Below are 11,158 nucleotides of genomic sequence, written 5' to 3'. Positions count from 1 at the left end.
CGCCGAGCGGATGCTCGGCGCCGTCTCGCGGTTCGTGCTTGGACGCTACTCGCTGGCCTGGGACTCCTGGCGCGGGGCGCCGGACTCGCTGCCGGACCCGCCACGACGGCGGCGGCGGCGCCGAGCCGGGCGCTCCGCCCCTGCCTCGCCACCAGGCTGCTCGCCGGCGGTCGTCGACTCCGTGCTCGGTGCTGCTCCGGCCGGGGCCGCAGCTGCATCGTCGCTGCGACGACGCGAGCGCGAGCGCGCCGGACGCTCAGCCGAGCCTCGTGAGCTGGAGCCGCCGCGGTCGCTGCGTTCTCCGTTGCGTTCTCCGCTGCGTTCTCCGGTGTGACGGCTGCCGGGCGACTGCACCTCGCGCTTCGGTGCAGCGATGCGTCCCTTCGTGCCCTCGGGGATGCGCATGTCGGCGTAGAAGTGCGGCGAGGACGAGTACGTCTCCACGGGCTCCTCCGCACCGAGCTCGAGGGCCTTCGAGATGAGCGCCCACTTGTGCAGGTCGTCCCAGTCGATGAAGGTCACGGCGATGCCCGTGTTGCCGGCGCGCCCGGTGCGGCCGACTCGGTGGAGGTAGGCCTTCTCGTCTTCCGGGATCGTGTGGTTGATGACGTGCGAGACGTCGTCGACATCGATGCCGCGGGCTGCGACGTCGGTCGCGATGAGCACGTCCTTCTTGCCGGCCTTGAACGCGGCCATGGCACGCTCGCGCTGCTCCTGGTTGAGGTCGCCGTGCACGGCTGCCGCCTTGAACCCACGGTCGGTGAGCTCCTCCATGAGCTTCGCCGCGGCGCGCTTGGTGCGCGTGAAGATGACGGTCTTGCCGCGACCCTCAGCCTGCAGGATGCGGGCGATCATCTCGTCCTTGTCGAGCGGGTGAGCGCGGTAGATGACGTGCTCGATGTTCGCCTGCGTGATGCCCTCATCCGGGTCAGTCGCGCGGATGTGGATGGGCTTCGTCATGAAGCGACGGGCCAGCGCGACGATCGGGCCGGGCATCGTCGCCGAGAAGAGCATGGTGTGGCGGGTCGCCGGCGTCTGTGCGAACAGGCGCTCGATGTCGGAGAGGAAGCCGAGGTCGAGCATCTTGTCGGCCTCGTCGAGCACCATCTCACGCACATTGGAGAGGTTGAGCATGCGCTGCTGCGCGAGGTCGAGGAGGCGCCCCGGCGTGCCGACGACGATCTGAGCGCCTGCCTTGAGCTGCTCGATCTGGCCCTCGTAGGCCTTGCCGCCGTAGATCGGGACGACGGTCGTGCTGCGCCCGGTGACGGCGATCTGCAGGTCTTCGTAGACCTGGACGGCGAGTTCGCGCGTGGGTACGACGACAAGCGCCTGGACGCCGTGAGCCGGGTCGAGGCCGAGTCGCTGGATGAGGGGGAGGCCGAAGCCGAAGGTCTTGCCAGTGCCGGTCTTGGCCTGGCCGATGATGTCCTGCCCGCTGAGCGCGAGAGGAATCGTCTGCTCCTGGATGGGGAACGGCTCGGTGATGCCGTGTCCCTCGAGGGCCGAGACGATGTCGGCATCGATGGAAAGGTCGGAGAACTTCACGAGTGAAACGCCCTGTCTGCAGTTGTGGGATGCGCCCGGGAAGTCGAAGGGCGCCGAACGGCCGCGGTCGCGGCATCGCCACAGTCTAGCGAATACCTTGAATTCGGTCCTCAGCGCACCCGCTTGTCCGTCGTTCTCTCGGAAAGGGTCTCTGCGGACCTGCGACAAGGGGAACTCCTCTGGCACATAGGATGAGCGTGTGAAGCCAGTATTCGGAAGGCGCGGCGGAGACCGATCTCAGGACGACGCAGCCCCAGCATCCGCGCCGAAGCCAGCGACGTCGCTCGGCGACCTGCTGGTTCCCGCCGATGTGCTCGTGGCGCGCGCAGCCTACCTCGAGCTGCTCCTCTTCCAAGAGCTGTCTGCCATCGTGAACGAGGCCCCCGCCCTTGCCAACAAGCAGCACATCGGCGCAGCGGCGAACGCAGCGCTCGAGCGCCACAGGGACCTGCTCGGTGGGGCGGAAGCCGCGGCCGCACCCGAAGCGATCGCGCGAATCGGCGATGCGGCCAAGCACTTCGCCGGCTACCCGGAGCGTGTCCTCGGCCACGACTGGGCGCAGCGGCTCCTCAGCTGCCACCTCTCTTCTGGCTTCTTCCGTGACTTCTTCGGCGAGGTCGCCGAGTACGGCGGCGAGAGCTACCGATCGGCGCTTGCGCCCGTGTTCCTCACCGACGAGGAGCGCGACCAGCTGGTGCCCGTCATCGACGCGGCGATCCACTTCGAGGACGGTCTCGGCGACCGCCTGGCGATGTGGGGACGACGCATCGTCGGAGACACGGTGCTCGCGATCCGGCTCGCGCTCGACGTTCCCCTCGGCTCGAGCGGAGACGCGCTGGTCCCCGATGGAGAAGCGCAGCTCGAGAAGCTGGCCTCGGTGCTCTACGCCGGCCACTCGCGCCGCATGAACACGCTCGGCCTCGCGGCCTAGGAACGCGCGGTGGCGTCGCAACAGCCACGGCGCATGACGAAGGCCCCCATCCTCGACTGCTCCAATGAGCGGTTCGAGTGGCGGGGGCCTTCGTCGTGTTCGAGCGAGTGCGCTCGCGTGCCTAGGCGCTCTGCGCGCGGCCGAGGTGGCTCAGCCGATGCAGGAGATCGTCGTCGTCATGCTGGCGTCGGCTGCTGAGCGACCATCCGACGGACACCGTGACGATCGCCGCGACACCGAGGGTGATGACCCAGATCCATCCGCCGTCGTAGGCAAGCCACGGGGCGGAGGCCTGAAGCCAGGTCAGCGCCTGCCAGACGACGAGGGCGACGATGCCGCCGAGCGCCGGAAGCAGCACCGGGCCGCGAGTCGATCGGTGCGGTGCCGCGAACTGCACGGCGACGCCGAGGAGGATCCCCGCGAGGCCCGCGAACATGAGTTCCATGGCCGAGGCTAGGCGATGAAGCCGACGCGACGAGCCTGGTCGCCGGAGAGCTCAACGTAGAGGATGCTCTGGGTGGAGACGAGGTACGAGCGTGACTTCGAGTCGTGCAGCTTCACGATCGCTACGTCCTTCGCGACTGCCTCTTCGATGATGCGCTCGAAGTCATCCTTGGTGAGGTCGGTCTCGAACGAGAGCTCTCGTGGGGCGTGCTTGATGCCGATGCGAACTTCCACTTGGCGCCTTTCGAATGCGAACGGGTGTCTGGCAAGGCTACCGGCAGCCTGCCTGGCGCGCGCACATTGACCGCGCCTTTCGCCGTGGGCGCAACAGTCCGCCCATCGCGCCGTCACATCCCGTGCGCAGTCTCCGATGTCGGCGGCCCGAGATACCGTGACTGCATGACTTCAAGCGCCGCACTCGACGCCGTGCCCCTCGACGCCGCACAGCGGGCTGTGCTCGAGGCCGCGACGCGCTCGCATGTCAGCGTCGTCGGTGCGCCGGGCTCCGGAAAGACGACGACGCTCGTCGAACTGCTCGCGAGGCGAGTCCTCTCGGACGGACTCTCCACCGCTGAGGTGCTCGCTCTGACGCCAGACCGCCGCAGCGCCGCGCGGCTCCGCGAGGTCATCGGCGAACGGCTCTCAGTCAGCACTCCCGGGGCGATGGCGCGCACGCCCGAGTCCGTTGCGTTCGAGATCGTGCGCGCGGATCGCGCCAGGCAGGGCCTGCAGGCGCCGCAGCTCTTCACTGGGGCCGATGAGGACACGATCCTCGCCGAGCTCATCCAGAGCGATCTCGAGGCGCGCTCCGCGAACGGCCACGAGCAGCTGCACGCGGCGCCCATCGAGTGGGCGGCGCCCGTCAGCGTCGAGACCATCGGCCTCCGCGGCTTTCGAGCAGAGGTCCGCGATCTCCTGGCGGCGATGTCCGAGTACGACGTGACGCCGGAGCGTCTCGAGGAACTCGCGCACCTGAGGCCAGTGTGGTCGGGAGCAGCGGCACTGGCCCGCCAGTTCCGCGAGAGCGTCGCTCAGGCGAAGCCGAACGCCTTCGACACACCAGGCATCGTGCTCGAGGCCGTCAGCATCGTCCACGCGGCTGAGCGGCTCGACGCCTTCTCTGAGCTCAAGCTGCTTCTCGTCGACGACGTCCAGGAGTTCACCGAGTCGGGCAGGCGGCTGCTCGCCGCCTTCGCGCTGCGCGGGGTGCGCGTCGTCTCCTTCGGCGACCCCGACATCACCACGGGAGGGTTCCGCGGATCGCGTCCCGAACTGGCTGCCGACTGGCGGGGAGAGACGCGCGGGTCGCTCGAGGAGCCGCTGAGGCTCGTGCTCGGCACCGCCCATCGTGGCGGCGCCGAGCTCCGTGCCTTCGTGCGGGGTGTTACCGAGGGCATCGGCGTGCAGCGGGAGCTGCGGCACCGGGCCGCCGAAACACCTCGAGTCGGCGGGCCGCCGGAGTCCGCCCCTCCGGCGGTGGCTCGTCTCTCGGCCGCATCGTCCGCTGCCGAGTGCCGGGGCATCGCCGACTACCTCCGTGAACTGCACCTGCTGCACGGCGTGCCGTGGGACGAGATGGCCGTCATCACGCGTCGAGGCGGGAGCATCGAGTCGCTGCGTCGTCAGCTCGCGAAGCTCGAGGTGCCCACGAGCTCCTCTCAGGCGCTCCCTGCGGCAAGCGACCGCGCCGTCCAGGCCGTCGTCCGGCTCGCCGCCATCGCCAGCGGTGCCCAGGAGCTCACGGCCGAGGCGATCTCGGAGCTCGCCGCCTCACCGGTCTTCGCGATCGACCCCGTGCAGCTGAGGCGGGTCCGGCGCGCACTGCGCCTCGACGAGATCGCCGCCGGCGGGAACCGGCCAGCCGACGACCTCCTGGTCGAAGCCGTGTCCCGAGTCGCAGGGCTGCGTCTCCTGACCGACCCGGATGCCCCCGCCTCCGCGACGTTCGAGCGCCTGCTCGCGACTGGCGGTTCTGCGACCGGCCGCAGTGCCACGCGCGCCCTCCAGCAGCTCGGGACGCTCCTGCGCGCGGTGTCGGGTGAGATCGCGGCCGCGAACGGGCAGCAGCTCAGCATCGCGGCCGACGAGGTTCTCTTCGCCGTCTGGGAGCGTCTCGGCCTCGCCAAGTCCTGGCGCGAGCTGGCGCTCGGCTCCGGGCCCCGCGCCGAGCAGCTCAGCGCGCACCTCGACGCACTCGTCACGCTCTTCGACGTCGGCAAGCGGTTCGTGGAGCGGCAGCCCGACGCCAGCATCCGCGATTTCCTCGAGCAGTGGACGGGAAGCGAGGTCACGGCAGACTCTCTGGCGAGTCGCACGCACGGTGGCACGGTGACCGTCACCACGCCGGCAGCTGTGCTCGGACGGGAATTCCGGGCCGTCGTGGTCGCCGGCCTCTCCGACGGGGTCTGGCCCAACCTGCGTCTTCGCGATTCGCTCCTCGGCGCCGGACAGCTCGCGGAGCTCGAACGGGGCATCGACACCACCCGCGACCTCGTCGACCGTCGGCTCGAGGTGCTGCACGACGAGCGACGGATGTTCGCGCAGGCCGTCTCCAGGTCCTCCGAGTGGCTCCTCCTGACGGCCGAGGAGAGCGAGGACAGCGCGCCTTCGCCGTTCTTCCTCCTCACGCCCCACACGTGGCCCGACACCCCCGCGGCGTCCGAGAGCGCCGCCCAGGGGGCGCTGACGCTCCGCGGGATTGTGGGGGAGCTTCGTCGCACCGCGATGCTCGAGGGCGTCGACCCATCCGCGGCCGCGGGCCTCGCGACGCTCGCGCAGGAGGGGGTGCCGGGTGCGTCGCCGTCCGAGTGGTACGGCCTCGCGGGGCCCACCACGGGCAAGCCGCTGCACGACCCGAGCGACCCAGAGGCGAACATCCCCGTCTCTCCATCGAACATCGAGAGCTTCGAGGACTGCGGCGTCAACTGGTTCGTCAGCTCCCACGGTGGTGGGAGCACCAGCGAGAGCATGAACGTCGGCAACATCGTGCACGCTGCGGCCGAATTCGACTTCCCGGACCTCGAAGCCCGCACCGCATTCGCGCAGGCGAGGCTGCGGTCGAGCGATTTCGACGCCCCCTGGCAGGAGACGGCGGTTCGAGCCAAGGTCGACGAGCTCGTGCGGAACCTCTCCGCCTACCTGCATCGAGTCTCGCTCGGGGGAGGGAAACTGCTCGGCGCCGAGCGCGCCTTCTCCGTCGAGGTCCGGGTTGAGGGCGAGGACACCGCCAAGATCACCCTGCGCGGCAAGATCGACCGAATCGAGAGCACGGCGGCTGGGTCGGTCGACGTCGTCGACTTCAAGACTGGCAAATCCATGCCGTCGAACGACTCCATGCCGGCCAACGCGCAGCTCGCCGCATATCAGATCGCCCTCACCTCCGGCGCCGTGAGTGACCCCGTCGAGCGCCTCGTCCATGCCGTCGAGCTCCCTCCGCGCAGCGACCGGGGAACGCAGATCCCGGCAGCACCGGTGCACGAGGCGAAGCTCGTCTTCCTGGCAAAGCCCACGAAGAAGCTGGAGTGGAGCGAACGCACCCAGCAGCCGTTCGACGAAGACGCGACGGCCGAGTTCTTCGACCGAGTCCGCTCGGTCGCCCTCGGCATGATCGGCATCCCAGAGCCCCTCGGCTCCAGCTCCAGCTCCAGCTCGGATGAGCTCGCAGACGCCCACTACCAAGCCCACCTCGAGTCGCACTGCCTCGGCTCGTTCGGTGGCGGACGAGCATGCGCGCTGCACGCCGCATCGGAGGTCACCGAATGACGCATGCCTGGCCCATGGGAGCCGTCACGCACGGCGACATCGCATTGGCGCTCGCCGACAACGACCCGTCCCGCATGCTCGAGCCGACGCCCGAGCAACGCCTCGTCATCGAGGCACCCCCGGTTCCGAGCCTCGTCATGGCAGGGGCCGGAAGTGGGAAGACACAGACCATGGTGCAGCGCATCGTCTGGCTCGTCGCTGCCCAGGGCGTGCATCCCACCGAGATCCTCGGCCTCACCTTCACTCGGAAGGCCGCAGGAGAACTCCGGGAACGCGTGCAGCTCGCCCTCGCTCGGCTCCGCAGCGAGGGCCTCGTCGGAGGAGACGAGTTCGCGTCTCCGGAGGTCTCGACCTACAACTCGTTCGCCAACCGGGTGTTCTCCGAGAACGCCCTGCTCATCGGGCAGGAACCTGATGCCCGCATCGTCGATGAGATGACCGCCTTTGCTCTCATGCGCAGTGTCGTGCTGGCAAGCGACGACACCAGGCTCAGCTCGCTTGACCTGCAGCTCGGCGCCATAACGAGCCTCGCTCTGGGCGTCGCACGTGCGATGCGCGACAACCAGCTCTCCGCCGCGGCCTGCGAGTCCTTCGTCGAGGAATTCAGAAGGGTTGCCGAGCTCCCCGGTCGGGGCACGGCGAACACGCCGTTGAAGCCGGTGGTTGACGCCGTGGCGATCCTGGACGAGTTGCCGATCTTCGTGGGGCTTGCCGAGCGCTACCAGCTTGAGAAGCGCAAACGGGGGCTCATCGAGTTCTCCGACCAGGTCACCTTCGCGGCAGAGATCTGCTCGAGCACGCCGGCCGTGGTCGAGGAGCTGCGGGCCAGGCACCGCTTCGTCATCCTCGACGAGTACCAGGACACGAGCGTCGGGCAGACGCGCCTGCTCGGGACGATCTTCGGCGATCATCCCGTGCTCGCAGTCGGCGACCCCAAGCAGTCCATCTACGGCTGGCGTGGAGCCAGCCCGGGCAACATGCGTCGATTCCATGGCGACTTCAGGTCTCGCATCGTTGCGCCCAATGAGGAACCCACCTTCCAGCTCTCGATCTCCTGGCGCAACGACGCCAGGATCCTCGACTCGGCAAACCAGGTCGCCTCACGGCTGCCGGAAGCCAGCGACCCCGGTGTCACGCAGCTGGGCACCCGGCCAGGGGCAGGCGAGGGGAGCGTCTCTCTCGCCTTCCCGGAGACACTCGACGACGAGGCGGCTGCCGTCGCGACCTGGATGCGCGAGCGGATCGTGGTCGACGTCGACGTTGACGCCAGACCTCCGTCCGGCGCAGTGCTCCTACGCGCGCGAAAGCTGCTCCCGCTCTTCTCCGCGGCGCTGACGCGTGCGGGCGTGCCCAACCGGGTCATCGGTCTCGGTGGACTGCTCTCGGCCCCGGAGGTCGTCGACCTTCGCTGCGCCATGCGTGTCGCGCACGACTCCACCGCAGGAAACGAGCTCATCCGTCTGCTCGTCGGCGCAAGATTCCAGTTCGGCCTCGCCGACGTCAAGACGATCCACGACGTCTCGCGCAGCCTCGCGAACCGCGACGTCACCATGGCGTCTCTGGCTGACGAGGTGCGGGCGAGCAAACGCGAGCTCGCGACGGGCGACGACGAAGTGCCCCTGCAGGAGGCCCTCGACTTCCTCGCGTCTCGGATCGCCACGGAAGATCGCCGAACCGAGCCCGACACCTGGCTCGCCGGTCTCAGCCCCAGCGCCCGACAGCGCATCCCTGCCGTCAGCGAGCTCATCGCCGAGCTCCGCCGGAACTCAGGACTGCCCATCACGAGCTTCGTCGATGCCACCATCGCGCTCATGGGCCTCGACCTCGAGGTCACCGCGAACCCCGGCAACATCGCAAGAGTCGGCAACCTCGACGCCTTCGCCGAGGCGGCGGCCGCTTTCTCCTCCGCCGAACCCGATGCCGACCTCGGCGCGTTCCTTGACTGGGTCGAGATCGCTGCCGGCGACGACTCGCTCGCTCCCGTGCAGGAGCAGGCCGAGCCCGGCGTGGTCCAGCTGCTCAGCATCCACGGATCCAAGGGGCTCGAATGGGACTTCGTCGCGGTTCCCCGCAGCGTGGAAGGGGAGATGCCGAGCACCTCGAGAGACGGACTCGGCTGGATTCGACGCGGCGTCATCCCCTACGAGCTCCTCCTCGACGCGCACGACCGTCCGGAGCTGCCGTGGCGAGACGCGGAGACGCAGAAGGAACTCGCCGACCTGATGGTCGACCTCAAGGAGCGCATCAAGGAACGCAACGACGACGAGGAACGCCGACTCGCCTATGTCGCCTACACTCGCGCCCGTCACGAGCTCCTCATCTCCGGCTCCTACTGGAGCGCCATCCACAAGACCGCCCGCAAGGTCTCGGTGTTCGTCGACGAGCTGGCCGAAGCCGGCATCATCGACGCCCCACCGGAGAACACCCTCGATGAGGCACCGGCATCACTCGCGGCCGACAGCGTCGCCTGGCCCCACACCCCCTTCAGCCCTGAGCGTCACGAGCGGGTGAGTGAGCTCGCACAGGCGGTCGCCCACGCTCACGACACCCAGGCGACACCGGGCGGTGCACTCGCCAGGCGCATCGAGCTGCTCCTCCGCGAACGCGCTGAACGAAGCACCGTGACGAGCGTCCAGCTCCCTGCGCGCTTCGCCGCATCCAAGTTCAAGGACCTTGTCACCGATCCCGCCGAGATCGCGGCTCAGCTGCGCCGGCCGATGCCGCAGAAGCCCTTCAGGCAGACCCGCATCGGCACCATGTTCCACGCCTGGGTCGAAGCCCACTACGCGGCCCCGAACGCGGGAGGAGACCTCCTCGGCATGGCGGAGATCTTCGGCACGGAGGACGGCGCCCTGAGCAGCATCGCCGACGCCTCGAACGCGGACTTCGCCGAGCTCGAACGCCTGCAGGAGGCGTTCCTCGAGACCCCCTGGCCACATCGAACCCCCAGCCTCGTGGAGCAGACGATCGAGTTCCGACTCGGCGATCGGACCGTCGTCTGCAAGATCGACGCGGTCTTCGAGCACGAGGGACGTGTCGAGGTCGTCGACTGGAAGACGGGCAGGGTTCCGAGCGGCGACAGCGCACGCTGGGAGCGCCAGCTGCAGCTCGCGCTCTACACGCTCGCCTACTCCGAGCACACGGGTGTGCCCCCTGAGCGAATCGACGCAGTGCTCGTCTACGTCCGAGAGGGCGAGGAGATCAGAGTCCCGGAGGTCACGGGGCGTGCAGAGCTCGAACGGCTGCTCGCGGAAGCCGAGGCGGCCCTCAGCGCAGCGAGTCCGTCCGCATGAAGTCGTTCGGCGGAGTGTCGTCGTCGAGGTCGTCCTCGGCGGCGTGATCCACGTCAAGGTCCGGACTGTCATCGGGATGCACGCCCGACGGGGCGCCGGACGGCGACTCGTGCACCAGGCCGGGGAGCACGCCGCTCCCGGTGTCGTGCGCTTCGGGCTGATGAGCCGGACGCCTTCCGGCGGCTTCCTTGAGCAGCTCCTGCACTTCGGCGATGTCGAGCACGGGCAGAGTCTCGTGCACCAGCGGCTGCGCGGGGGCCCGGTGGATGCGGTCGACCAGCGAGTCGAGCATCCCCTCGGCGTCCGAGATGATCTCCGCGTCACCGGCCTCCACCCCGTGCAGCAGCCAGCGAGCGAGCTCCAGCTCCGCGTAGAGGAGGGCCCGCTGCCGAAGCTGCCGGTCCACAGTTCCTGGTGCCTCGTCCGTGTACTCGTCGAGGATGCCCCTCGCGATCGCCCCGTCCAGCGACGAGATCCAGTGCAGGTCTCGAGCGGGGTCGCCGACGCGGAGGTCGCTCCAGCCGAGCACCCCTCTGACCTGGTTTCCGTCCGTGATGATCGAGGACAGGCCAAGCGCCCCGTGGATGACCGTCGGCTGGAACTGCCAGAGCGAATCGTCGTCGATGGCTGCACCCCAGCGGCGATCGAGGGTCACGGGGAGACGCCCGGTCTCCTTCGCCCTCGCGATGGTCTGAGCGGCGGCCTGCCTGGCCTCCGAGGCGGTGAGCGTCGGCATCCCCGCAGCCTCGACGGGCCCCTTGGGGAGGGAATGCACGGATGCGATGGCCCGCCCGAGGCTCACGAGGAACAGCGTCCCCGGTTCGAGAGGTTCGCGGTCGGCCGGAATGCCTCGAAGGTACGTGTAGACCGCGACGCGCTCGCGCTTCTCGGCGAGGTGACCGAGGACTTCCGAGACCTGGAAGGGGAGTCTGCTTCGCATCCCCGGCGTCAGCACGGCGAGTGCACGGACATCGGCGAGCTGCTCCTGGGCCGCCGCCGACGACGTCGGGCGGCGCGCTATGACGGTCTCGCCGTCGGCGAGGGTCAGCAGGGCGGCGTCGAAGTCACCCTGCGCCCCGAACGTGTGCTCGAGGGCCGCAGCCACATCGAGGTCGGGTACAGCGGCCACTGCAAGTGCCGCGAGTTCCAGCGAGAGCTCAGCCATGGTTCCAGGTTAGGA

At 69.1% G+C, this 11,158-nt stretch carries 7 protein-coding genes; 3 read left to right on the top strand and 4 right to left on the bottom strand.

What is annotated here, in order from left to right; genetic code table 11:
- Positions 1-45: 45 nt before the first annotated feature.
- The gene (locus tag ITJ67_RS16880; protein WP_194678409.1) at positions 46-1,548 is read right to left on the bottom strand and encodes a DEAD/DEAH box helicase; all 1,503 of its coding nucleotides are present in this window, start codon (positions 1,546-1,548) and stop codon (positions 46-48) included.
- Positions 1,549-1,747: 199 nt separating this feature from the next.
- Here ITJ67_RS16880 and ITJ67_RS16875 point away from each other — a divergent pair, with 199 nt between their 5' ends.
- Positions 1,748-2,479 (top strand): ferritin-like fold-containing protein, encoded by a 732-nt coding sequence (locus tag ITJ67_RS16875; RefSeq protein ID WP_160072320.1) that lies wholly within the window; start codon positions 1,748-1,750, stop codon positions 2,477-2,479.
- Positions 2,480-2,600: 121 nt separating this feature from the next.
- Here ITJ67_RS16875 and ITJ67_RS16870 read toward each other — a convergent pair whose 3' ends face one another.
- On the bottom strand, positions 2,601-2,924 hold the full coding sequence (locus tag ITJ67_RS16870; RefSeq protein ID WP_160072318.1) for a hypothetical protein: 324 nt from the start codon (positions 2,922-2,924) through the stop codon (positions 2,601-2,603).
- A gap of 8 nt (positions 2,925-2,932) precedes the next feature.
- Positions 2,933-3,157: a DUF3107 domain-containing protein gene (locus tag ITJ67_RS16865; protein ID WP_194678408.1), complete on the bottom strand. Its 225-nt coding sequence runs from the start codon at positions 3,155-3,157 to the stop codon at positions 2,933-2,935.
- Positions 3,158-3,322: 165 nt separating this feature from the next.
- Between ITJ67_RS16865 and ITJ67_RS16860 the strand changes: the two genes are divergently transcribed.
- Entirely contained in the window at positions 3,323-6,685 is a 3,363-nt protein-coding gene (locus ITJ67_RS16860) for a UrvD/REP family ATP-dependent DNA helicase (RefSeq protein ID WP_194678407.1), read from the top strand.
- Positions 6,682-9,978, top strand: a complete 3,297-nt coding sequence (locus ITJ67_RS16855; RefSeq protein WP_194678406.1) for an ATP-dependent helicase — start codon at positions 6,682-6,684, stop codon at positions 9,976-9,978. Before ITJ67_RS16860 ends, ITJ67_RS16855 begins: the two co-directional genes overlap by 4 nt.
- On the opposite strand, the gene ITJ67_RS16850 is transcribed toward ITJ67_RS16855, so the two are convergent.
- On the bottom strand, positions 9,953-11,143 hold the full coding sequence (locus ITJ67_RS16850; protein WP_194678405.1) for a phosphotransferase: 1,191 nt from the start codon (positions 11,141-11,143) through the stop codon (positions 9,953-9,955). The two genes, ITJ67_RS16855 and ITJ67_RS16850, sit on opposite strands and share 26 nt — an antisense overlap.
- Between the last annotated feature and the right edge of the window lie 15 nt (positions 11,144-11,158).

It is taken from the genome of Pseudoclavibacter sp. VKM Ac-2867 (assembly GCF_015351275.1).
In the GTDB taxonomy this organism is placed as follows: domain Bacteria; phylum Actinomycetota; class Actinomycetes; order Actinomycetales; family Microbacteriaceae; genus Pseudoclavibacter.
Note: the sequence above shows the minus strand (reverse complement) of the source record. Positions and strands in the feature narration are given on the sequence as shown.

Coding starts and splice junctions, on each gene's coding strand:
- ITJ67_RS16860 (WP_194678407.1), top strand. CDS start 3,323: ATGACTTCAAGCGCCGCACTCGACGCCGTGCCCCTCGACGCCGCACAG.
- ITJ67_RS16850 (WP_194678405.1), bottom strand. CDS start 11,143: ATGGCTGAGCTCTCGCTGGAACTCGCGGCACTTGCAGTGGCCGCTGTA.
- ITJ67_RS16870 (WP_160072318.1), bottom strand. CDS start 2,924: ATGGAACTCATGTTCGCGGGCCTCGCGGGGATCCTCCTCGGCGTCGCC.
- ITJ67_RS16855 (WP_194678406.1), top strand. CDS start 6,682: ATGACGCATGCCTGGCCCATGGGAGCCGTCACGCACGGCGACATCGCA.